The sequence below is a fragment of the Methylobacterium sp. P1-11 genome (genome assembly GCF_008329595.1).
GTDB lineage: Bacteria > Pseudomonadota > Alphaproteobacteria > Rhizobiales > Beijerinckiaceae > Methylobacterium.
Genome location: NZ_NPKS01000010.1, coordinates 48,755 through 70,979, shown reverse-complemented (window position 1 = coordinate 70,979; position 22,225 = coordinate 48,755). Strand labels below are relative to the sequence as shown.

Sequence of the window (22,225 nt, the reverse complement as noted above, 5' to 3'; positions counted from 1 at the left end):
CGTCAGGATTCCCCGTCGGGCTTGCGCCGCTCGACCAGTGCGGCGACGGCGCGGAAGACCAGGACGGTGACCAGCAGCGACAGCGCGGTCGAGACGATCAGGACGAGGGCGAGCTTGGCGCCCTGCGCCCGCAGCAAGTCGAGACGGCCGACCACCCCGACGCCAGCGGGCACGAACAGGAGCGACAGGTTCATCAGCAGGCCGCGCGCCGTCGATTCGAGCGTCCCATCCGTCAAGGGCTTCGGCAGGTAACGCGGCAGGCCGAACCGCGCGCTGTCGCGCAGCAGCAGGAACGCGAACATCAAACCCATGCCGATCACCGGACCCGGCACCGGCACCCCCGCGCCGCGCGCCAGGGCCTCGCCCAACAGCTGGGCCAGCAGGATCAGCGCAAGACTGGCGATCATCGCGGGACGCCGAGGCTAGGCGGCCGCGACACCCTGCTGACCGCTCCGCCGGGCCGCCGCGATGGCGGCCTCGTCGAAGCCGAGCAGACGGCCGAGGCGCTCGACCAGCGCCTCCTCGAATTCATCGACGTTGCCGTCAGCCGCCGCAACCGACCAAGCCATGGTCAGCAGTTCTTCGCGTTCGGCCCGGTCGGCCTCGTGCGGGATCATCTCCACGAGGCTCGCGACGTCGCGCACCTCTGAATCCATGGCGGCGGCCCGCTCGATCAGCGCCCGCGCCGCATCCGGACCATCGGCGTAGTGCCCCTGCACGAGGCGCGACAGGCGCTCGCTCTCGGCGGGAGCCAGGATGCCATCGACGCGGGCGACGTGGACGAGGAGCGCGGTGGCCGCGAGATGCGTCTCGTCCACGGCCTCGGGGTTGCCGACGCCGAGAGCCTCGGCCGCGTAGGCGCGCAGGCGTGCGATCAGGGACATGGCGGCTCCGGGGGATCGTGCACCGCAACAGTTCGGTCCCCGGACTCTCCCCGTCAAGGACGGTGCCGCACGCGGCGCAGGACCGTGGCCGAGTTGCATCGCCGGCGCCGCCCTCGACGGCACTCGACGGCGATTGCGGGCGCGCAGCGGCCTCGGCGCCCCTGACCAGCGGCGCGAGTATCGCCTCGGCCGCCCAAACCACGGCCGGACCGGCCTTGGCCGGCGTACCGGCCCGAAAGGGCGGCGCGGGGGCATGTACTGTGCCGGGCGGGTCACAGGGGCCAGGCCGCATCGCGGTAGGCACCGTCCCAGAACTGCCATTCGAGGCGCGTGGCCTGCGCGAAGGCCTGATGCATGCGCGCGCGCTCGGGATCCGAAGCGGCCAGGGCTGCCCGGTCGGTGGCGGCGATCATGGCCGCGACCGCCTCCGCAAAATCCGCACCCGCGTAGGTGTCGATCCAGGCCCGGTAGGGGTTGCCGGGTGCGGCGCGGGCGAAGATGTCGTCACCCACGGCCTTGTAGATCCAGAAGCAGGGCAGCAGAGCCGCGCACAGCACTGCGAACGATTCGGCATAGGCGGTGGCGAGCAGGTAGCAGACGTAATGATCGCACGCGGGTGTCAGAGGCGTGGCCGCGAACATCTCCGGCCCGATGCCGTAATCATGGAAGAAGCCGCCGTGGAGCGCGCGCTCGACGACGATCGCCTCCTGCGCGGCGCGGGAGAATTGCACGATCGCGTCCGGATCCGGCGCCTTCGCGGCGGCAAGGCTCAGCGCCCGGCCGAAGCCGATGAGGTAGTGCGCGTCCTGCACGATGTAGTGCCGGAAGCGACCCTGCGGCAGCGTGCCGGCGGCAAGCTCAGCGTTGAAGGGCATCGACCGGATGGTCTCGTAGGCAGCGGCGTTGCGCAGCCACGCCTCCTGCGAGAACGAGCCCGGACCGCCCGCCCACACCGTCCCGGGAGACGCCATGCCCTAGCCCTGCCGCTGCGCGTGGGTGACGGCCACGTGGATCAGCTCGGCCAGAGTGCGAACGCCGAGCTTCTGGCGCATCTGTGAGCAGGCGTTCGTCACGGTCTTGTAGCTCACCGACAGGTCGGCCGCGATGGCGCCGTAGGAGCGCCCCTGCGCCAGGCGGGCTAGGATCTGCTGCTCGCGGGGGGTCAGTTGCGATTCCGGCGCCCGGCGGGCGTCGGCCCTCAGCATCGCCACCTCGGTGGCGAGCCGCCGGTCGAGATAGACCTCGCCGACACGCACCTTGGCGAAGGCCTCGAAAAGCTCGGCCGAGGCGTGGTCCTTGAGGACGTAGCCGAGGGCTCCCGCCTCGAGGGCGCGGGCGACGATCACCGGGTCGTTGTGCATGCTGAAGACCAGGATGCGCGTCTCGGGCGCGACCGCCCGGATGCGCCGGATCAGGCCGAGGCCGGCCATGCCGCTGCCCTGGAAGGTCAGGTCGCAGATCACGACCGGCGGACGGAGCCGGTGGAAGATCCGGTAGCCGCCGACAACGGTCGTCGCCTCCGCGATGGTCTCGACGCCGGAATCCTCCAGGACGCGCCGACAGCCCTGCAGCACAATCGGATGGTCGTCGATGACGAGAACCGGCAGGCGCGTGGCGGCGGCGTCGATTTGAGATGCGATGGCGTTCATGCGCTCGGCGCGGTGTTGTTCTCGTCGCCCCGTTCAGGCGGAACGGGGATCGTGATCCGGACGATCGCCCCGGGGCCGGCATTGTCAAGGGCGAAGGTGCCGCCGAGTGCCTCCACGCGCTCGCGCATCCCCGATAGACCGAGCCCGGATCCGTGATCAGGTGAGATCCCGGTGCCGTTGTCGCGGATCGTGAGTTCGAGCCTGCCTTGAGTCTCAGTCGCCACGGCTTCCACCCGGGTCGCGGCGCCGTGCCGCACGGCGTTGGTGGCGCTTTCCTGCACGCAACGGAAGACTGTGAGATCCACGAGGTCGCCGTAGCCCCGGGCCAGAGCGTCGAAGCGGCCCGCAAAAGCGATACCGGGGTGGCGCTGCCCGAAGCCACGGAGCAACAGATCGAGGCAGGTCGCCAGCGGCGCCTGACCGAGCCCGTGCGGCCGTAGGCGGTTCAAGAGTTCCCGGTTGACGGTCTGGACCTGACCCACGATGGCGCTGATCTCGGCCGCCCGGGACGCGAGCTTCTCGCGACTGGGTTCGGCGGCACCGGAGGCGATGCGACCGATCGAGGCGGCATTGGCCTCCAGAGCGAACAGGCATGGGCCGAATTCGTCGTGCAGCTCCAAGGCGGTGCGGCGGCGCTCGTCGTCCTGCGCCGTCAGAAGCTGGCGGTTAAGACGGCCGTTGGCGGCGCGGACCTCGCCCAGGGCTTCGGCGACCTTGTTGAACCGCTCGGCGATCACCGCCAGCTCTCGGGCGCCGGGGGAGTCCAGGCGGGCGGTGTAGTCGTGATGCTCCAGCTGAATCAGGCCGGCGCCGAGCCGCCGCAGCGGCGCGAGGATCCGGCCCAGCGCGATGTAGAGAGCGATCAGCATCGCGGCGTTGATCGCCAGCGTGGTCAGCGAGAGCGCGCGGGCATAGCCCCAGATCTCGTCGATCTCGTCCATCGGCTGCGTGGTGATCTGCGCCGTGCCTAGCCGCTGCCCGTTGACGACGATCGGAAGGGCGTGGCGCTCGATCGGCGGCATGATCAGGTCGGCGAACCAGTGCGGCGCCTCCCGGTCTGCGCGCGCCGGCGGCAACGGTCGCCCGACCTGATCGCCGTCCGCATCGAGCACAGCGACACGGACGTGCCGCAGGACCTTGAAGCGGAGATCCAGGGTCTGGAGCAGCGTGTCGGGCGAGGCCGTATCGGACAGTCGGATGGTGTCGGCTACCAGCGACTCGACGGTGGCAAGCGAGGCGCGGGTCTCGACGCGCACGGCCGAGCGGGCGTTCAGCACGATGACCGCGCAGGAGATCAGCGCCGCGAACGCGTCAATGAGCAGGACCACCGCGACGAGCCGGGCGCGCGTGGACCAGGCCGACCAGGGCCAACGGCGGAGTCGCGGGTGGGGCGGCGCGGCGGCCGTCACGGGCTTCGGGTTCAGGTTCGGTCGTGTGTCCACACCGAGACGCATAGCGACCGCACCGATGAAGTCCATGCCGCCCGCATTGGGTGGCCCACCGACGGTAGCGCCCGGTACGCCGCGCCTGTACGGCGTGGGCGAGCCGAACACGGATTCTTAAGCGGCGCCGCGTAATCTTGTGGATAGCCGAGCAAGGACTGGCTGGGCGGGCAATTCGGGCCGACATCATTGCGCCGTATTGCAGCTCCTTTATGGCGGCCTGAGTCGAACCACCTTCGAATCCTCGGAGTGTGGCGGCCGGTCATGGGGAGCCCGGTCGCGCGCGGCGTGCATCGTGTCTAGAGACCCCGGCCCATGATCGCTCTCAATCTCGACGCATCCGAGACCCGGCCCAACCGGATGCCGGCGGCCAAGTCCGGGTCGTCGATGAACCTTAAGGTGGTCCTGTTCGGTCTGGTCGGCGCCAGCGCGCTGGTCGGCTTCGGCGTCGCCGCCTCGACCGTGCTGGCCGGGCTTGCGGCGCCGGCGCCCGTCAAGATTGTCTCGTCGGGCAAGGCCGCAGACTGGCCGGAGCTGAAGGATGGGCTTCCGGTCATCGCAGGCTCCGTCCCGGCGGCGCCCGCTCCGCCGAAGCCGGCCCAGCCCGAGACGCCGGCCCTGCGGATGGCGTCGTTGCCCGAGGCCTTCACCCCCATCGCAGCCCCGGCGGAGACGACCGCCGCGCCAAAGCCCGTAGCCTCGAAGCCCGCGAAGGTCTCCGCGGCCCCGGTTCCGCCGACGCAGCGCATTCCGGTTCCCACCTCCGTAACGCCCTTGGTGACCACACGGGAGGTCGCGCCGCTGGTTCCGACCCGCACGGCCGCGCTCCAGACGCCGCGCGCCTCCGAGACGGTCCGGGCCCGCGAGCTGGTCGATGCGGCCATGCCGTCACCGGCCAGCGACAAGCCGGCGCGCGTCGAAAAGGTTGAGCGCTCCGAGAAAGCCGGGCGTTCCGAGAAGTCTGAACGCACCGAGAAGGCGGCGGCCAAGGCGGCGGCGACCCGCAAGGCGGCCACGCCGGCCCGGGCGATCGACAAGCCCAAAGGCGCTACGCCCGCAACTGTCGCTCAAGCGGAGCCCGCCGAGGCAGAGGATACCGAGGTGCTCGGAATCAAGATCCCGTCCTTGGCACCGGCGGGGCGGAAGCTGAAGGAGAGCGTCGACGCCCTCGGCGACGCCGTCAAGAACGTGTTCTGATCCGCTGCACCGGCCCCGAGCGCGGGGCCGGACACTGATCCCAATCCACCGCTCAGGCCCGGCCGGTTTGGCGCCCGGCCTTGTCGCCCCTCGGCCCGGTGCGCTCGGCCTTGCGCTGATGCTTTCCGGCGCGCGGGCTCGCAAAACCCTTCGGACCGGTGGGACGATCCTTGCGTTCGGCTGGCCCGGCATCGCCCACCAGTGCCTCGACCTGGATCTCCGGCGAACCGTTGCGGGCGAACGCTTCAGCAAAGCGCGCAGCCGCGTTACCCCGGACCTCGAACTTGGTCTCGCGGTCGAAAATCCGGATCGCACCAATCTCCTGGCGGCCGATGCCGCCGCGGCGGGTGAGCATCGGCAGCAGGCGGCGCGGGTCAGCGTTGTCGCGGCGGCCGAGATTGAGCCGGAACCACACCGCCGGACCCATGGCGGCGATTCGCTCCGGATCCATTGGGTCGTAGGGTGGACGCTCGCCCCGCGGCGCGCGGCCCTCTCCGGGATCGCTGACCTCCTCGGGGGCCGGCAGGCGGGTGCGGTAGACCCGGGCCAGGAGCGCGGCCAGCTCCTCCGGGCTCTTGCCGGCGAGCAGCGTCTCGGCCAGCGCCACATCCTCCTCGGCCGGCGGCTCGGCAAAGAGCGGGTCGGAGAGCATCCGCTCACCGTCGAGCCGGCGGATCTCGTCGGCCGAGGGCGGCCCAGACCATTCGGGGCTCACCTTGGCGATGGCGAACATCTGCTCGGCCCGGCGGCGGCGGGAATTTGGGATCAGCAGCACCGAGGTGCCCTTGCGGCCGGCACGCCCGGTGCGGCCGCTGCGGTGCTGAAGCACCTCGGCGTCGTGCGGCAGGTCGGCGTGGATCACGAGGCTGAGGGACGGCAGATCGATGCCGCGCGCGGCCACGTCGGTGGCGACGCAGACCCGGGCGCGGCCGTCGCGCAGGGCCTGGAGCGCGGCGTTGCGCTCGCCCTGGCCGAGTTCGCCTGACAGCGCCACTACCGAGAAGCCCCGCTCGGTCAGGCTCGCCTGGAGATGGCGCACGGCGTTACGGGTGTTGCAGAAGATGATCGCGGTCGCGGCATCAGCCTCGCGCAGGAGGTTGAGCACGACGTGCTCGGTCTCCCTCGGCATGATCCGCACCGCCCGATAGGCGATGTCGGCATGCCCCTTGGTCTCACTCTTGATCGCCAGACGAAGGGCACCGCGCTGGTAGCGCTCGGCCAGGGTTTCGATCGCCTTCGGCAGCGTCGCCGAGAACAGGTAGGTGGCCCGCTCCGGCGGTGTCGCCGAGAGGATGAATTCAATATCCTCGCGGAAGCCGAGATCGAGCATCTCGTCGGCCTCGTCGAGGACCACGGCGCGCAGCGCCGTTGGGTCGAGGTTGCGGCGCTCAAGATGGTCGCGCAGGCGGCCTGGCGTTCCGACAACGATGTGAGTGCCCTCGCCCAGCATCCGGCTTTCCCGGCGGGGATCCATGCCGCCAACGCAGGCCGCGACCCGGCCGCCGGCAGGGCCGTAGAGCCAGGCTAGCTCGCGCTGCACCTGGAGGGCGAGTTCCCGGGTCGGGGCAATCACCAGGGCGAGCGGGGCGGCCGGGGGCGGCAACATCTCCGCGTCACCCATGAGGATGCTCGCCATGGCGAGGCCGTAGGCCACGGTCTTGCCAGAGCCGGTCTGGGCAGACACGAGGAGATCGCGGACGCCGGCGGCCGCCTCCAGCACGGCGGCCTGGACCGGTGTGGGCTCGGCGTAGCCGCGGTCGGCTAGGGCCCGCGCGAGGGGGGCGGGCAGGGTCGGGAAAGGCAAGCTTCGTGAACTCTCAACGGCCGCGCCGCGCCCGGCAGCGCGCCATCGCGCGGCGGGGGAATCAGACGCCGGACTTTATTCGGGTGCCGAGAAGGTAACGCTTCGCGTGCCGACTGACCACTCCCGTCGCAGCATGGGGCGGTTGCACGGGCTCAACCCAGGGCCGCAGAGGCACATGTCCTCGAACTTCCCACCCAACGATCTGCCGCAACTCTCCGTCTTCGCGAGCGCCGCGAAGCAACCCACCTTGGCCACGTTCACCGAGAGGTCGCGTTGCATCAGCTTGCTCCGCTCCGCTCGCGAAGACGAGGCGGGGCCGATTTAGCTGCCGCTACTTGATAAGGCATAGTCAAGTATCGCACATCGCAGCGTTAACGCAGCCCGACCGGAGAGCACCACGGACATGATGGCAGGCCTGCGGGTGACGGTAGCCTGGGCGACGGTTCTCGCCTTCGCGTGGTTCGGCAAGGATTGGCTCGGGGACCTGTCGCAGCCCTTCTTCGCCGGGGGCCTGTTCGCGTGGCTGCTCGCGGTGATCGTCTGGGCGGCCTTCGGCGTGGTTCACGAGGCCGAGGAGCTGGCCCATCGCCTCGGCGAGCCGCTGGGCACCCTGGTCCTGACGCTGTCGATCGTCATCATCGAGGTAGCGCTGATCTCCGCGGTCATGCTGTCGGCAAAGGATGCGCCGACTCTAGGGCGCGACACGATGTTCGCGGTCCTGATGATCGTGCTGAACGGCGTGGTCGGGCTGGGTCTCCTGGTCGGCGGCCTTCGCCATCACCAGCAGCGCTACAACCTTCAAGGCGCGTCAGCCTTCCTGTCGGTGATCATCCCGCTCACCACCATCGCGCTGATCATCCCGAATTTCACCAGCTCCACAAGCGACGGGACGCTGACGATTCTGCAGGCGGTGACGTTCTCGGTGTTCACTCTCGCCCTCTACGGCGTGTTCCTGCTGATCCAAACCGGCCGTCACAGCGAGTTCTTCATCGACGCGGAGGCGCGCGAGGAGTCCGAGCCGTCCCACGGCGCGGCCCCGGTCTCGGGCGGCAGCGTCGCCAAGCATGTCGGCCTGCTGCTCGCCAACGTCCTGCCGATCGTCATCCTGGCCAAGAGCCTCGCGGTAATCCTGGATCACGGCATCGCGGCACTCGGCGCACCGACGGCACTCGGCGGCGTGCTGATCGCCGCCATCGTGTTCACGCCGGAGGGGATTTCGGCACTCAAGGCGGTGGCCCGCAACGAACTCCAGCGGGCGATCAACCTGTGCCTGGGGGCGGCCACCTCGACGGTCGGCCTCACCGTGCCGGCGATCCTGACCATCGGGCTGCTCACTGGCCAGACCGTGGTGCTCGGCCTCAAGCCCACCGAGATGACCCTGCTCGCCGTGACGCTGATCCTCAGCGCGCAGACCTTCTCGGGCTCGCGCACCACCGTGCTGGAGGGCGCGGTGCACCTCGTGCTGTTCTTCGTCTACCTCGTGCTGATCTTCAGCCCCTGACCCTCGCGGGGACCGAATCCGGCCGCGGCGCCCCGGAATGACGGTGCGGTCCACGCAACTCAGGGCATACCCGTCCGCGGCGGTGACGGCGCAACCCGGAGGTCAGGCGCCGAATCGCTCGGTGCGGATCAGGCCTGGCGCGACGCCCTGCGCCAGGATCAGGTCGGAGGCCGCGGCCACGAACCGGTTCGAGCCGCAGAGGAACACCTTACCGGGCGCTCCGATTCGGGCCAGCGCGTCGGCGACAAGGGCCGCGTCGATGCGCTTGCCGCCGGCCTCGCGGGTCGTCGCGAGATGCAGGGAGAAGTTGGGATCCGTTTCGGCGAGCCGCTCCAGCTCGGCGACCGCGATCGCCTCCGCGCGGGTGCGGACCGAGTAGATCAGCGCCGCCGGGATTGCCCGCCAGCGCTGCGCCCGCCGCCGCAGCATCGCCAGGAGCGGAACGACGCCCGACCCGCCGCCGCCCAGGAGCAGCGGCCCTCCGTCGGACCCGTCCCAGGAGAAGGAGCCGCCGATCGGCCCGCGCAGCTCGACCCGGTCGCCGATTTCGGCGCAGTGCGAGAACCAGCCGGAAACCTCGCCGTCCGGCAGGGCCTCGATCATCAGCTCCAGAGTGCCGCTGGCGTCCGGCGCCGAGGCGATGGAGTAGCTGCGCTGCGCCTGATAGCCGTCCTCGGCGGTCAGCCGGACATCGACGTGCTGCCCGGCCCGGTAGGCCTCGGCGAGGCCGCAGCGCAGCCGCACGCTCTTCACGTGCGGCGTGACCGGCGCGATCGCGGTGATCTCCGCCTCGTGCCAGCGAAAGACGATGGGCTCGACCACCGAGTCAGTCGCCGCGTCAGTCACCGATGTAGCGCTGCTCACGCCAGGGATCCCCGTACATGTGGTAGCCGCGCAGCTCCCAGAAGCCGGCCGTGTCGGTCTGGGTGAACCGGAGGCCCTTCACCCACTTGGCGCTCTTCCAGAAGTAGAGATGCGGCACGAACAGCCGCGCCGGGCCACCGTGATCCGGGTGGATCGGCTGGCCCTCGTAGCGCGTCGCCACCAGGGCGCGGCCACCCACGAGGTCGGCCACCGGCACGTTCGTGGTGTAGTCGTCGTGGGATTCTGCAAGGAGGTAGCCCGTCGGCGCCGTGATCCCGGCATCCGCCAGGATGTCGTCGAAGCTGACGCCCTCCCAGGTCGTGTCGAACTTCGACCACTTGGTGACGCAGTGGATGTCGCCGTGCCAGGTTGTCCGGGGCAGCGCCTCGAACGCCTCCCAGCTCCACGCCTTGATCGGCCGGGACCCCTCGCGCAGCGTGAACCGCCACGTGGCCATGTCGACGATCGGGTTCGGGCCGATCTGGAGGATCGGGAAGTCGTCGGTCAGGTACTGACCCGGCGGCAGGCGCGCGCCGGTCTCGGGCGGCTGCCTGCGCCCGACGAAGCCCCGTGTCACCATGACGGTCGCCGCTCCTCTTGCTGTCCCCCGGGTTTGGTGCGGCGGAACACCCCACGTCAAGCCGGCATGTGCGGCCGAACAAACGCCCCAAAGCTCGGGTGTGGTAGCAGCTCTGTGCCGATCGATCGGCACGAATCGCCTGCTTTCAGGGGGATGTCATGAAGTACCTTCTCGCGACGAGCCTTTTCGTCGGGAGCCTCGCCACGCTCGCGCCGGCCGCCCAGGCCCGCGACGGCATCGGCGCCGGCGGCGCGGCCGCCCTTGGCGTGCTCGGCGGCCTGGCCGTCGGCGGCGCCATCGCGTCGGCCAACAACGGCTACTACCCGGGCCGCCCGGTCTACCGCGCCCCGCCGCCGGTCTACGTCGAGGAGGATTACGGCCCAGTCTGCCACTTCGAGCGCCGCCGGACCGTCGATCCGTACGGCGACGTCTACATCCGCCGCGTCCGCGTCTGCGAGTAGGCGGCCTCCGCGGTCGCCGCCGCGGCGGGCGCCGGTTTTAGGCGCTCGGCGCAGGCGATCCCGCCGAGAACCAGGGCCAGGGCGAGGGCCTCCGTCGCCCCGAACGGCTCGCCGACCAGCAGGACGGCGAGGATCGCGCCAAAGATCGGCACGAGGTTGACGAACAGGCCGGCGCGGTTCGGGCCGATGGTCTCGACGCCGCGCATGAAGAACAGCTGCGCCAGCAGCGACGGGCCGAGGCCGACGAAGGCGACCATGAGCCAGCCCTCGCGATTCGGCCAGACGGCGTGGCCCGTCGCCCACTCGACGGCGAGCGGCGGCAGCGAGGTGACGAACGCCGCGACCGCCATCGCGGCGAAGAACACCAATGCCGGCACCTGCGGACGGGTCGGCAGGAAGATCGTGTAGCCCGCGTAGAGCAGGCAGGCGCCGAAGACGAGCACGTCGCCCCGGTTGAATGCGAGGGTCGTGAGCACGGACAGATCGCCGTGCGTGGCGGCGAGACCGGCCCCGATCAACGTCAGGATCACACCCAGCACCTGCCCCGGCGTGACCGGCACCCGGTAGGCGAGCCGGTTCAGAACGATCACCAGGACCGGGATCGCCCCCTGGAACAGGGCGAGGTTGATCGCGCCGGTATGCGCGCCGGCCGCGTAGAACAGGCAGTTGAAGGCCGTGTAGCCGAGGCCGCCCATCAGCAGGATGCGCAGCCCGTGCGGCCGCAGGAGCGGCCACGCGGCGACGAGGCGGCGCCCGGCGACGGGCATGAGCACCAAGCAGGCGACCGCCCAGCGGAGCGTCGTGATAACCTGGGGCGAGACGTGACCGGGCGCCCAGCGGCTGGTCACGGCGTTGCCGGCCCAGAGAAGCGCCGTGACGGTCAGCAGCAGGTAGGCGGGCGCGGCCGAGGAAGTCCGGCTCGCGCGCGCGATCGTCAACGGCGGCGGAACTGGCCGCCCCGAACCTGCGGACGGGGGCCGGACGAGCGCTCGTCCTTGTGGCGGAACACGAGCCGCCCCTTCTCGAGGTCGTAGGGCGACATCTCGACCGTCACCCGGTCGCCAGCCAGCGTCTTGATGCGGTTCTTCTTCATCTTGCCGGCCGTGTAGGCCACGATCTCGTGGCCCTGGTCGAGCTGCACGCGGTAGCGCGCATCCGGCAGGATCTCGATCACGAGACCATCGAACTGCATCAATTCTTCTTTCGCCATGCACCTTCTCCAGTCGGACCGTCTGGCAGCAGGCGTTCCGGCAATGCGTGTTCGGCTGTCATCGAGCTCGGGAAACGCCGCAGGGCGCGGATCCGATCCGGTGGACCGCCCGCGCCAGCTCAGCAGCACCGCCCGCATGTAGTCCCCGCGGGAACCCGCCGCAAGTCGCGGACGCCGAACACGTTCCGTCATCGACACGATTCGCCGGCTTTCACGGCTCCGCGTCGTTGCCGGCATAGTCGAGGCGCCCGTCCGGCGTCCGGCGCCAGACTCGCAGGGCGATCGGAACTCCGGCGCGGTCACCCCTCGCATCGAAGGCCACCGATCCGAGCAGCGTGCGCGACGGCCCCGCCCGCAGGGCCTCGGCCACCTTGCGGCCGTCGGCGATGCGGCCGGTCTTCGGGTCGGCGGCGTGGGCGCGCTCGGTCGCCTGTGCGAGGAGCTCCACGGCCGCGTAGGCCCCGGCCGCGACGCTCTCCGCCTCGGGGGAGCGCGGCGCCGGGCGGGCGCCGCGGGCTTCGGGCAGGCGCGGCGGGTCGGGAACCAGCGTCATGACGGCGCCCTCCCCGTCCCCGCCCGCCGCGGCGGCGAAGGCCGGATCGAGGATGCCGTCGCTCGCCACCAGCGTCGTGCCCAGGCCGGCCTCGCGCATGGCGTGGAGCAGGGTCGCGGCCTCGGGCGCGAGGCCGCCGAAATACACTGCGTCGAGGCGCGCCGCCTTCAGCCGTGCGACGAGATCTGCGAGGTCGCGGGTGCCCCGGGGAAAGCCCTCGAACAGCACCTCCGGCGTGCCGGCCTCCTTCAGCCGCGCCGCCACCACGTCGGCGAGGCCGCGGCCGAAGGTTGAGCGGTCGCTGAGGATCCCGACCCGGCGCCCCGCGAAGGCCTTCGCCAGGAAGGCCCCGGCCGCCCGGCCCTGCTGGGCGTCGCTCGGCCCCAGGCGGAACAGGTTCCATAGGCCGCGCCCGGTCAGAGGCCCGTAAGCCGCCGCGGGCGCCACCGTGACGGCGCCCGCCTCCTCGTAGACGGGGGTCGCGGCCGCGACCGCCCCGGATTCGAGAGGCCCAACCACGAGGCGCACGCCGTCGGCGGCGAATTTTCGTGCGGTTGCAACGGCCTGCCGGGCCTCGCCGCCGTCGTCGGCCGGGACCAGGACCCAGCGCGGGCGCCCGCCCGCGGCGCGGTTGAGATCGGCCACCGCCTGCTCGGCACCCTGCCGCAGACCCAGTCCGTAGGCGGAATCCGGTCCGGTCAGCGGCGCCGACAGCCCGATTCGGATCGGCGCCTGCGCGACGGCCGGGGCGGCCGCGAGGAGGCCGGCGAGGAGCGGAACGAGGCGACGCATCATGGCGCCACTCTAGGGCCGTCGGAGCCCCGACTGGAAGGGCGCTGAGGCCGGATCGGTGCCAGATCGTTGAGCGGATCGGGACGCTGATGCGCGCGGAAGCGCTGGCGGGCGGGCGCGATGTGCGGAATAAGGGCGTCGGTCCGGCCCGTCGCCGGGCGTGCCGGCACCTCTCCACCCGTGCAGGCCGAGACCCTCTGGGACGATTGACGATCATGACCTCGCTGTTCGCCGGCATCCAGGACGCGCCGCTCGACCCGATCATGCGCCTGTTCGAGGCCTTCAACGCCGACCCGAGCCCGAAGAAGCTCAACCTCGTGGTCGGCGTGTACACGGATGCCGAGGGCAAGGTGCCGCGCCTGCGCGCCGTGCAGACGGCCGAGAAGCGCTGGATCGAGAAAGGCCTGCCGAAGACCTACCGGCCGATCGAGGGCACCAAGCCGTTCCGCGACGCCGTCCAGGAGCTGCTGTTCGGCAAGGGCGCGCCGATCCTGTCCCAGAACCGGGCTGCGACGCTCCAGAGCATCGGCGGCACCGGCGCCCTGAAGACCGGCGCCGACCTGCTGGCCAAGCTCTATCCGGGCGCCACCGTGGCGGTGAGCAACCCGAGCTGGGAGAACCACAAGGCCCTGTTCAGCCAGGCCGGCTTCACCGTTGTCGACTATCCCTACTTCTCGGCCGAGACCGGCGGCGCCGACTACCCGGCCATGAAGGCCTATCTCCAGGATCTGCCGAAGGGCGCGATCGTGGTGCTGCACGCCTGCTGCCACAACCCGACCGGCGCCGATCTCAGCCTCGACGAGTGGCGCGACCTCGTTCCCCTGATGGCCGAGCGCGGGCTGATCCCGTTCCTCGACATCGCCTACCAGGGCTTCGGCAACGGCCTCGACGCCGACGCGGAGCCGGTGCGCCTGTTCGCGGACTCAGGCCAGGAATTCCTGGTCGCCTCCTCGTTCTCGAAGTCATTCTCGCTCTACGGCGAGCGCGTCGGCGCCCTGACCATCGTGGCCGAGAACCCGGCCGCGAAGACCAAGGTCGAGGCCTTCGCCAAGCGCCTCGTCCGGGCGAGCTACTCGAACCCGCACACCCACGGCGCGGCGATCGTCGAGATCGTGCTGACCGATCCGGAGCTGCGCGCTGACTGGGAGCGGGAGCTCGCCGAGATGCGCGACCGGATCCGCGCCATGCGCGAGCGGATGGCCGACAGCCTGCAGCAGCGCCATCCCGAGCGCGGCTTCGACGCCATCAAGACCCAGAAGGGCATGTTCTCCTACACGGGCCTGAGCCCAGCCGAGGCCACCCGCCTGCGCGAGGAGCACGAGGTCTACGCGCTCGAGACCGGCCGGATCTGCGTGGCGGCGGTCAACACCCACAACATCGACCACGTCATCGACGCGATCGACGCGGTGGTGAAGGGCTGAACCCGCGTGGCGGCCCTCAAGCGCGTCTGCCGATTCAACGTCTGGATCAATCCGGTCTTCGACGCGCGCCTGGGGGCCGAACCCGACATCGATCTGCAGGTCGGCGACCTGCGGGGACCGGAGGACGCGCTCGCGACGCTGCTGGCGCAGTCCCACGTCCTCCACGTCTCGCCGGCGCGGGATGAGCTGCCGCGCCGCTGGCACGTGACCGACGCGCTGCTCGCCGACTGCCCGAGCCTCCTGGCGGTCTCCTCGGCCGGGGCAGGCTTCGACACGGTGGACGCCGCCGCCTGCACCCGGGCCGGCGTCGCGGTGGTGAACCAAGTGGGCGGCAATGCCCGCTCGGTGGCGGAGCTGGCGATCGGCCTGATGCTCGCCGTCTCGCGCAAGATCTGCTTCTCGGACCGACTGCTCCGGACCGCGCGCGGCTTCACCCGCGAATCGCTCATGGGTCACGAGATCGGCGGCGCGACGCTGGGCCTCGTCGGGATCGGGCATACCGGCCGGGAGGTGGCCAAGCTCGCGCGCGGCTTCGACATGCGGGTTCTCGCTCACGATCCCCTGCTCTCGGGCGATGAGATCCGGGCCCGCGGGGCGGAGCCGGTCGACCGGGCGCGGCTCCTCACCGAGTCCGACATCGTGTCCCTGCACTGCCCCCTCGACGACACAACCCGCGGCAGCTTCGACGCCGCTGCCTTCGCGGCGATGAAGCCGGGGGCGCTGTTCATCACCACCGCCCGGGGCGGCGTGCACGACGAGGCCGCACTCGCCGCGGCGCTGACCGCCGGCCATCTCGCGGGGGCGGGCCTCGACGTCTGGGCGCCGGAGCCGCCGCCCCTCGACGCGGCCCTGCTGCGGCTCGACACCGTGGTGGCGACCTACCACACCGCCGGCGTCACCCACGAGGCGCGGCGCAACGTGGCCGCCTGGGGCGCCGAGCAGATCGTCGGCCTGCTCCGGGGCGAGACGCCGCCGCGGCTCGTCAACCCGGAGGTCTGGCCTACCGTGCTGGAGCGTCGGGCGCGGCTGCTCGGCGGCGCCTGATCGAGAACGGGTCCTGCTCCGCGCTGTCCCGGCAGCGCGCGAACCTGTCTTGATCTTTCGGACGACGCCACAGGCGTCGGCGGTGCAAGTGCCCTGCGGTTCGGCATGTCCAGAGCCCGGCCGCCGCAGCGGCCCCCTCTGACCGAACCGGCGACGAAGGCGGCCTGGTGCGCACCCGGCGCAACCGCACCGTCGATCCCACCCAGATTGTAGTTATTCAAAATCTAGCCTTGAGAGACTTTCCGCCAGCAAGCTTGACCGTGAATGTTTCCAAACCGTATCTGGCGCCACTCGAAACGGATTGGTCGACATCGTGGTAAGGCGTAACTGTGCAAGGTCTTGCACGCAGGCAGCGCGCGGCGTTTCCGGGCGCGCAGCCAAGCTCTCTCTCTTCCTCGCTCCGGCATTCCTCCCCACCTCAGGCTGGGCACAACTTGCCGCTGACAGTGCCCAGGAGGTGCAACTCGAGGAACTCTCGGTGGCCGGGACCGGCGTCGGGACGGCGCGCGTCGACGGCTACCGGGCCACGCGGGCAGTGAGCGCCACGCGGACCGACACGCCCGTGCGCGAGGTGCCCCAGACCATCGTGGCGGTGCCGCAGGAGGTGCTGGAAGACGCGGCGGCCACGCGGATCGATACCGCCCTCGACCTCGCGGGAGTCGGCCGCGGCAACAATTTCGGCGGCCTCGGCCTGACCGAGTTCACGATCCGCGGCGTGGCCACCGGCGAGTATTACCGCAACGGATTTCCGATCAATCGCGGCTATCCGAACAGCCCAGACATCGTCTCCATTGAGCGCATCGAGGTGCTCAAGGGCCCGTCGGCCTTCCTGTACGGGCGCGGCGACCCCGGCGGCACCTTCAACATCGTGACCAAGCAGCCCCTCGCGGAGCGCTCCCTCACGATCGGCACGCAGTACGGCAGCTTCGGCGCCAAGCGGAGCACCTTCGACGCCACGGGCGCCCTCGACGAAAGCGGGCAGGTGCTGGCGCGCGTCACCGGCGCCGTCGAGGACAACGGCAGCTTTTGGGACTTCGTCACCAGCGACCGCTACGCGCTCGCTCCTGTCATCGCCTGGAAGCCGAATGCGGACACGACCATCACCCTGGAGGGTGACTTCATCAGCACGGCGCAGACCTTCGACCGCGGCATCGCCCCGTTGGGGGGCAACGTGCGCGCGCTGCCCCGCAGCCGCTTCATCGGAGAGCCGGGCCTGCCGCCGGCCCATGTCGACAACGCCCTCGGCCAGTTGCGCGTCGAGCACCGGTTCGACCAGGATTGGGTGCTGAATGCCGGCGCCCAGGTGCTTGGCGGGAACCTGTCGGGCTATGGGGTCGGCGCCATCGGCCTGCTGCCGGACGGGCGGACCCAGCGGCGAACCCTGGAATGGCGAGACCTGACGTGGTCCGACCTCGACCTGCAGGTGAACCTCGCGGGCAAGTTCGAGACCGGCCCGTTCCGCCACACGCTCCTGCTCGGGCTGGAATACGACAGCTACCGCTATCGCGAGGTGTTCAACCGCTCGAACGTGGCGACGAACCCGTTCCTCCTCGACCTGCTCGCGCCCCGTTACGGCCAGCCGCTGCCGCCGATCACGGCGCGGGTCACGAACTTCCTGCAGAAGACGCAGAGCTATGCCGGCTACGTGCAGGACCAGATCGACATCACGCCCCGCCTTCACGCCCTGGTGGGTGTCCGCGTCGAGGATCTGGGACTGGTCTCCACGAACAACCTGACGAAGGGGACCACAAGCCTGCAGGGGACAGCCGCCACGCCGCGCTTCGGCCTGCTCTACGACCTGACCGACACGGTCGCGGTCTACGGCAACTACGCGCGCTCCTTCCGGCCCAATACCGGCACGGATCGCAGCGGCCGGCCCTTCGCGTTCGAGGAGGGCGAGGGCTACGAGGCCGGCGCGAAGGTCAGCCTCCTCGACGGCCGCCTCGATGCCACCGCCGCCCTGTTCGAGATCCGGCGCTCCAACGTCCTGAGCACCGATCCGGTCGACTCGAATTTCAGCGTCGCCACCGGCACGGTCCGCAGCCGCGGCTTCGACCTGACGGCCGCCGGCTACCTGGCCCCGGGCTGGCGGGTGATCGGGACGTACACGCATGTCGACGCGGCCGTCGCCCGCGACAACACCCTGCCGGTCGGCACGCGCATCGCCAACGTGCCCGCCAACAGCCTCGCGTTGCAGACCGTCTACGAGTTCCAGAGCGGCGAGCTCAAGGGGCTCGGCTTGGGCGGCGGCCTCGACTTCGTCGGCCGGCGCGTTGCGGGGACGGCGCTCACGACCTTCAACCTGCCGCAATACACGCTGGTCAACCTGATCTCGTACTATCAGATCGCGCCGGGCGTGCGGATCTACCTGAACGTCGACAACGTGTTCGACGCATCGTTCTACGACCGCGCGTTCCAGAACCGCTACGCGACGCCAGGGCAGCCCCGCACGATCATCGGCGGCGTCGCCGCCCGGTTCTGACGCCCGGCGCTAGGCCGAGGCCGCCCGCATCCAGCCGAGCCCCGCCTCGGTGCCGGCGGCGGGATGGTACTCGCAGCCCACGAACCCGGAATAGCCGACCTCCTCCAGTGCGGCGAAGATCGGGTCGAAGGCGATCGTGCCGGTCCCGGGCTCGTGCCGCCCGGGATCGTCGGCGATCTGGACATGGGCGATCAGCGGCGCGTGCGCCCGGATCAGCTCCGCCGGATCGTGGCCGAGACACACGCAGTGATAGGCGTCGAACAGCAGCTTGACGTTGTCGCGGCCGATCGCACGAATTGCCTCAACCGCCACCAGCGGGTCGTCGATCACGTAGTCGGCAATCGAGCCGGGGCCGATCGGCTCGACGATCACCGTCATGCCGCGCGCCTTGGTGGCGTCGGCCGCGAAGGCGAGGTTGTCGAGGTAGGTGTCCCAGAGCCGCGCCCGCTCGACCCCAGCGGGCCGGACGCCCGCCATCGGGTGGACCATCCGGCAGCCGAGCTGCGCGACGTAGTCCAGAGTCGGCTCGATGGTGGAGCGATAGTAGTCGACCCGGTCGGGCAGCGCCGCGAAACCCTTCTCGCCCTTGGCGGCGTCGCCGGCCGGGAAGCCAGTCTGGACCAGCGGCACGCCCGCCCGCTCCAGCCAGCCCGCGACCTCCCGGGCCGGCGTCGCGAACAGATTCGGATGCTCGACGGCGCGGAACCCGGCCCGGGCCGCCGCCGCGAAGCGCTCGGCCAGCGGCAGCTCCGTGAACAGGAAGCCGCAATGGCCGCTGAGACGATCGTTGAAAGCACCGAGCTTCATGGGTCAGGCGCTCCTGCCGGTCTCGATCATCGCCCGCATTCGGTCCACCGCCGCGTGGGGCGCGGTCAGGACTGAGATGGACACCGCCTTTCGCACAGCCTCGGCGGCCCGGGAGGTGGAGAAATGCGCCAGCATGATCGCGTCGCAATCGGCGAGTTCCGGCGCACGCTCCGCGATCAGGCGATTGTGGGTTTCGGCGTCGCCCGCCCGCAGGCGCGCCATGGCGTCGTCCACGAGGATCGTCCGGAGGGTCGCCGGGCGCCCCGACTGGCCGACGAACTCCTCAAACTCGTCCGTCATCGTGCCGACCGAGGGGCCGAAGGTCGCCAGCATGCCGATGCGCGCGCCCTGCGCGATCGCCGCGCGGAACATCGCCTCGTTGGGCTTGAGCACGGGCACCGGCACGGTCTCGATCAGCCGGTCGATGGCCGGCCCGAAAGCCGAGCAGGTGATCAGGATGCCGTCGGCGCCCATGTCGTGGCCGTAGCGGCCGAATCGCACGAAGCGATCGATCATCCCCTCTGAAATCTCGCCCGGCTCCTTCGCACGGTCGAGAGACAGGCCGTCATCGAGCAGGTTGACGGTCTCGGCTTCCGGCCAGCACTCGGCGAAGGCCGCCTGGATCGGCGCCATGGCGACCGGCGTCGCGTGCAAAAGGACGATGCGGGGAGCCATGCTCGGTCTCGGGTTAGGCGCGCCGGCCACGGACCGACACAGGTCATCAACTTGTAAGCGATTTCAGGCAAGGAGCAAGATAGCGCAGGCTGTGACCGAGGCCTAGCGCGGCGGCGCCGTGCTGGCGCGCAGGATCAGCTCGGCGTCGATCTCGGTGAGGCGGACCATCGGCCGGCCCTGGATCCGGGCGATGAGGTGGTCGCCGGCGGCGTGGCCGATCTCGACGGAGTGGATGCGGATCGTCGTCAGCGGCGGGTCCAGGAAGGGCGCGAAGTCCGAATCGTTGTGGCCGATGACCGACAGGTCTCCCGGGATGGACAGCCCCCGGGCGCGGGCCTCGATCATCGCCCCGAAGGCGATCTGGTCGGTGCCGCAGATGATCGCGGTCGGCGGCGGCCCGCCGGCCAGCATCTGGCGGAATCCATCGCGTCCCCCGCCGATCCCGTAGGAGATCTCGATGTCGTGCTGCGGGGCGAGCCGCAGGCCGCGGGCCGCGAGCGCCGCCGCGATGCCCGTCACCCGGGCGCCGCCGCGGTCGTTGTCCTTGCGCAGGCCCGAGATCACCCCGATCCGCCGATGACCGAGATCCATCAGGTAGTTGGCCGCGCGGGCCGCCGAGGCGGCGTTGTCGAAGCCGACGCAAGGGCGCTCGCGGGACAGGCTGAAGGTCTGGACCACCGGAATTCCGGCGCGGGCGATCCGGGCATGGAGGTCCGGGTGGTGGATGTCGCCGACCAGCATCAGCCCGTCGACACCGCGCTCAAGCAGGAAGGTGGCCTCCCGAAGCTCATCCTCCAGGTCGTAGCCGGCATTGGCCGCGACCAGGGTGTAGCCCGCCTGCCGCAGCCGCTCCTGGAAGCTCGACAGGACGCGCACGAAAGCCTCGTTCTCAATGTTGGGCACGACCGCGCCGACCGCCATGAAGCGGCGCGTCGAGAGCGCGCGAGCCGCCCCGTTGGCGACGAAGCCGAGATCCTGCGCAGCCCGGATCACGGCCTCGCGCTTGTCGGCCCGGACACCGGCGAAGCCGTTGAGCACCCGCGAGACGGTGGCGGTCGAGACGCCGGCGCGGCGGGCGACATCCCGCGCCACCGGCCCTCGGGATGGCGGGTCGAGGATCTCTCCCGGCAAATCCCCGGTCAGTTCCAGTGTCGAAATCGGCCGCCCCCTCACCCTGCATCGACGTTCATCGCGATGCGCATCATCCCACATTCACGGCACATCCGCAGTGCGGCGATGCGCGACGCGCGGCAGCCGGTCTGCCGAACCGGCAGTATATTGACACCCCTCCCGTCCCCTGGCTATCTGAAAGCGCTTTCAAGAAGCGACCCGCTTGGGCGGCCCGCAGGAGGATCCGATGGCGACGCTCGACCGGCCGGCCTCGGGGTTGGGAGCGCCCGAGCGCACGGCGCCGACGGTCGGCGGAGCCGATTCGACCGCGGCGGGCATCGCCGCCCCGCAGGCCATCGTGACCAGCCTGAAGCGCAGCGACGCGGTCACGCCCTACCGGTTCCGCGACCTGCTGGCCCTCGACGATTTCGAGCGGCACGCGCGCAAACTCCTGCCGCCGATGATCTTTCAATACGTGGCGGGCGGGGTCGAGACCGGCTCGGCGCTGGCGCAGAGCCGCGGCGCCTATGCCGATTACGCCCTGCTGCCGCGGCTGATGCGGGACACCTCGGCGCGCGACACCGCCACGACGCTGTTCGGCCAGACCTACGCGGCGCCCTTCGGGATCGGTCCGCTCGGCGGGGCCGCCTTCATCGCCTACCGGGGCGACCTCGTCCTGGCCGAGGCGGCGCGGCGGATGAACCTGCCGATGTGCCTGAGCGCCTCGTCGCTGATCAGGCTGGAGGATGTCCACGCCCAGAACCCGCAGGCCTGGTTCCAGGGCTACCTGCCGGGCGATCAGAACCGGATCGATCGCCTGCTCGACCGGGTCGCGGCCACCGGCTACCGGACCCTCGTGGTCACCGCCGACACGCCGACGCTGGGCAACCGGGAGCACAATACCCGCAGCGGCTTTTCCATGCCGATCAAGGTCACGCCCAAAGTCGCGTGGCAGAGCGCGACCCACCCGCGCTGGCTGCTGGGCACCGTCGCCCGGACCTTCCTCAAGCACGGGGCGCCGCATTTCGAGAACACCGAGGCCGAGCGCGGGCCGCCGATGATGTCGCAGGGCGCGGTGCGCAACACCATCGCCCGCGACCAGCTCTCGTGGAAGAACCTGGAGGCGATCCGCAAACGCTGGTCCGGCAACCTGCTGGTGAAGGGGCTCCTGGCGCCGGAGGATGTGGAGATCGCCCGCGCATGCGGCGCCGACGGCGTGATCCTGTCGACCCATGGCGGGCGCCAGCTCGATTACGCCATCGCGCCGCTGGACGTGCTGCCGGAGATCGCCGCCCGCAAGGGCGGCCTGAAGATCATCGTCGATAGCGGCATCCGCCGGGGCACCGACGTGATGAAGGCGCTCGCGCTCGGCGCCGACTTCGTCCTGCTCGGCCGGCCCTTCATGTTCGCCGCCGCGCTGGGCGGGGTGGCGGGGGTCGAACTCGCCATGCGGATCCTCAAGGAGGAGCTCAACCGCGACATGGCGCTGATCGGCGTGAACCGCCTGTCGGAGCTGAACCCCGATTTCCTCCGCCGCATCCCGCGGCGGACTTGAGCCGAGGGGGGGAGGATTGCACATGATCGTCTCCCCAGCGACCGTCACCGCGGCGGACCATTCGGGCCATCCGCCATTCGGGGGCGCCGCAGGCGGGCGCGAGCCCGAAGGGGCATGCCGGAGGTGGACGCCCCGCCCCCGCCGTCGGCGCCCTGCCCCGGCGCTTCCGCGTGTCTGTGTCCCGGGCTCCGCTG

The 22,225-nt window shown here is 70.7% G+C and carries 21 protein-coding genes; 7 read left to right on the top strand and 14 right to left on the bottom strand.

Features of this window, described 5'->3' with window-relative positions; all coding sequences use genetic code 11:
• Positions 1 to 2 precede the first annotated feature (2 nt).
• From CIW48_RS12280 to CIW48_RS12255, 5 genes are all read right to left on the bottom strand, one after another.
• Complete coding sequence (locus CIW48_RS12280) at positions 3 to 407, bottom strand: CidA/LrgA family protein (RefSeq protein WP_149311029.1); 405 nt, start codon at positions 405 to 407, stop codon at positions 3 to 5.
• Between the two features lie 15 nt (positions 408 to 422).
• The gene (locus CIW48_RS12275; protein WP_091781064.1) at positions 423 to 884 is read right to left on the bottom strand and encodes a TerB family tellurite resistance protein; all 462 of its coding nucleotides are present in this window, start codon (positions 882 to 884) and stop codon (positions 423 to 425) included.
• 272 nt (positions 885 to 1,156) lie between these two features.
• Positions 1,157 to 1,855 carry a thiaminase II gene (gene tenA / locus CIW48_RS12265; protein WP_149311028.1) on the bottom strand — a complete coding sequence of 233 codons (699 nt, stop codon included), beginning with the start codon at positions 1,853 to 1,855 and terminating at the stop codon, positions 1,157 to 1,159.
• A 3-nt stretch (positions 1,856 to 1,858) separates the two neighbouring features.
• Positions 1,859 to 2,533 carry a response regulator transcription factor gene (locus CIW48_RS12260; protein ID WP_012320334.1) on the bottom strand — a complete coding sequence of 225 codons (675 nt, stop codon included), beginning with the start codon at positions 2,531 to 2,533 and terminating at the stop codon, positions 1,859 to 1,861.
• Entirely contained in the window at positions 2,530 to 4,011 is a 1,482-nt protein-coding gene (locus CIW48_RS12255) for an ATP-binding protein (protein WP_149311027.1), read from the bottom strand. Before CIW48_RS12255 ends, CIW48_RS12260 begins: the two co-directional genes overlap by 4 nt.
• Before the next feature lie 279 nt (positions 4,012 to 4,290).
• Here CIW48_RS12255 and CIW48_RS12250 point away from each other — a divergent pair, with 279 nt between their 5' ends.
• On the top strand, positions 4,291 to 5,172 hold the full coding sequence (locus CIW48_RS12250; protein WP_149311026.1) for a hypothetical protein: 882 nt from the start codon (positions 4,291 to 4,293) through the stop codon (positions 5,170 to 5,172).
• 52 nt (positions 5,173 to 5,224) lie between these two features.
• Here CIW48_RS12250 and CIW48_RS12245 read toward each other — a convergent pair whose 3' ends face one another.
• Entirely contained in the window at positions 5,225 to 6,976 is a 1,752-nt protein-coding gene (locus tag CIW48_RS12245) for a DEAD/DEAH box helicase (protein WP_149311025.1), read from the bottom strand.
• Positions 6,977 to 7,379: 403 nt separating this feature from the next.
• On the opposite strand from CIW48_RS12245, the gene CIW48_RS12240 reads away from it, so the two are divergent.
• Positions 7,380 to 8,477, top strand: coding sequence for a calcium:proton antiporter (locus CIW48_RS12240; RefSeq protein WP_149311024.1), 1,098 nt, complete (start codon positions 7,380 to 7,382; stop codon positions 8,475 to 8,477).
• A gap of 102 nt (positions 8,478 to 8,579) precedes the next feature.
• On the opposite strand, the gene CIW48_RS12235 is transcribed toward CIW48_RS12240, so the two are convergent.
• Positions 8,580 to 9,341, bottom strand: a complete 762-nt coding sequence (locus CIW48_RS12235; protein WP_246695213.1) for an FAD-binding oxidoreductase — start codon at positions 9,339 to 9,341, stop codon at positions 8,580 to 8,582.
• A complete protein-coding gene (locus CIW48_RS12230; RefSeq protein WP_149311023.1) occupies positions 9,316 to 9,921 on the bottom strand; it encodes a sulfite oxidase-like oxidoreductase in 606 nt (201 codons plus the stop codon). Before CIW48_RS12230 ends, CIW48_RS12235 begins: the two co-directional genes overlap by 26 nt.
• A 158-nt stretch (positions 9,922 to 10,079) precedes the next feature.
• Here CIW48_RS12230 and CIW48_RS12225 point away from each other — a divergent pair, with 158 nt between their 5' ends.
• Positions 10,080 to 10,382 carry a hypothetical protein gene (locus CIW48_RS12225; protein ID WP_149311022.1) on the top strand — a complete coding sequence of 101 codons (303 nt, stop codon included), beginning with the start codon at positions 10,080 to 10,082 and terminating at the stop codon, positions 10,380 to 10,382.
• Here CIW48_RS12225 and CIW48_RS12220 read toward each other — a convergent pair.
• The 3 genes from CIW48_RS12220 to CIW48_RS12210 form a co-directional block, all read right to left on the bottom strand.
• A complete protein-coding gene (locus tag CIW48_RS12220) occupies positions 10,352 to 11,320 on the bottom strand; it encodes a DMT family transporter (protein ID WP_149311021.1) in 969 nt (322 codons plus the stop codon). The genes CIW48_RS12225 and CIW48_RS12220 overlap by 31 nt on opposite strands.
• The gene (gene infA, locus CIW48_RS12215) at positions 11,317 to 11,592 is read right to left on the bottom strand and encodes a translation initiation factor IF-1 (RefSeq protein WP_091781030.1); all 276 of its coding nucleotides are present in this window, start codon (positions 11,590 to 11,592) and stop codon (positions 11,317 to 11,319) included. Before infA ends, CIW48_RS12220 begins: the two co-directional genes overlap by 4 nt.
• A gap of 211 nt (positions 11,593 to 11,803) precedes the next feature.
• Positions 11,804 to 12,940: a branched-chain amino acid ABC transporter substrate-binding protein gene (locus CIW48_RS12210; RefSeq protein WP_149311020.1), complete on the bottom strand. Its 1,137-nt coding sequence runs from the start codon at positions 12,938 to 12,940 to the stop codon at positions 11,804 to 11,806.
• A 212-nt stretch (positions 12,941 to 13,152) separates the two neighbouring features.
• On the opposite strand from CIW48_RS12210, the gene CIW48_RS12205 reads away from it, so the two are divergent.
• The 3 genes from CIW48_RS12205 (at position 13,153) to CIW48_RS12195 (ending at position 17,884) form a co-directional block, all read left to right on the top strand.
• Positions 13,153 to 14,358: an amino acid aminotransferase gene (locus CIW48_RS12205; protein ID WP_149311019.1), complete on the top strand. Its 1,206-nt coding sequence runs from the start codon at positions 13,153 to 13,155 to the stop codon at positions 14,356 to 14,358.
• Positions 14,359 to 14,364: 6 nt separating this feature from the next.
• The gene (locus CIW48_RS12200) at positions 14,365 to 15,402 is read left to right on the top strand and encodes an NAD(P)-dependent oxidoreductase (protein WP_149311018.1); all 1,038 of its coding nucleotides are present in this window, start codon (positions 14,365 to 14,367) and stop codon (positions 15,400 to 15,402) included.
• 478 nt (positions 15,403 to 15,880) lie between these two features.
• Complete coding sequence (locus tag CIW48_RS12195; protein WP_149311017.1) at positions 15,881 to 17,884, top strand: TonB-dependent siderophore receptor; 2,004 nt, start codon at positions 15,881 to 15,883, stop codon at positions 17,882 to 17,884.
• 9 nt (positions 17,885 to 17,893) lie between these two features.
• Here CIW48_RS12195 and CIW48_RS12190 read toward each other — a convergent pair whose 3' ends face one another.
• The 3 genes from CIW48_RS12190 to CIW48_RS12180 all read right to left on the bottom strand — a co-directional run bounded on the left by CIW48_RS12190 (position 17,894) and on the right by CIW48_RS12180 (position 20,458).
• Positions 17,894 to 18,691 (bottom strand): TIM barrel protein, encoded by a 798-nt coding sequence (locus CIW48_RS12190; RefSeq protein ID WP_149311016.1) that lies wholly within the window; start codon positions 18,689 to 18,691, stop codon positions 17,894 to 17,896.
• Between the two features lie 3 nt (positions 18,692 to 18,694).
• Entirely contained in the window at positions 18,695 to 19,366 is a 672-nt protein-coding gene (locus tag CIW48_RS12185) for an aspartate/glutamate racemase family protein (protein ID WP_149311015.1), read from the bottom strand.
• Between the two features lie 102 nt (positions 19,367 to 19,468).
• On the bottom strand, positions 19,469 to 20,458 hold the full coding sequence (locus CIW48_RS12180) for a LacI family DNA-binding transcriptional regulator (protein WP_246695212.1): 990 nt from the start codon (positions 20,456 to 20,458) through the stop codon (positions 19,469 to 19,471).
• A gap of 265 nt (positions 20,459 to 20,723) precedes the next feature.
• On the opposite strand from CIW48_RS12180, the gene CIW48_RS12175 reads away from it, so the two are divergent.
• Positions 20,724 to 22,031, top strand: a complete 1,308-nt coding sequence (locus tag CIW48_RS12175; RefSeq protein ID WP_091781012.1) for an alpha-hydroxy acid oxidase — start codon at positions 20,724 to 20,726, stop codon at positions 22,029 to 22,031.
• Positions 22,032 to 22,225 lie beyond the last annotated feature (194 nt).